At 62.3% G+C, this 265-nt stretch carries 1 pseudogene; it reads left to right on the top strand.

Annotated elements, in window-relative coordinates:
* Window positions 1-265: pseudogene (locus AF337_RS25865) on the top strand (adenylate cyclase); the annotation flags it as partial.

Genomic DNA, 265 nt, shown 5'->3' with positions numbered 1-265 from the left:
GGAAGCGCATGCCGCGTAGCAGGGCAGGTGTGCGTCAATGCTAAGCTGGTCGATGCGGCAAGTGGCGATTATCTATGGGCGGAACGCTTCGATCGCAGCCTCGAAGATATCTTTGCCGTTCAGGACGAGGTGACTGGCAAGATCGTCGAAGCGCTGCTCGGGCGGCTGCGGGCACCGCCATCGCGCAATCGGCCCAAAAATCTCGAGGCTTACGATCTCTGCGTGCGGGCGCGCAGGCTGATGGATGATACGCCGCAGACGGCGC

The sequence above is a fragment of the Rhizobium ecuadorense genome (genome assembly GCF_001187535.1).
GTDB lineage: Bacteria > Pseudomonadota > Alphaproteobacteria > Rhizobiales > Rhizobiaceae > Rhizobium > Rhizobium ecuadorense.
The sequence above is the reverse complement of the archived record's forward strand: the minus strand, read 5'-3'. Positions and strand labels throughout refer to the sequence as shown.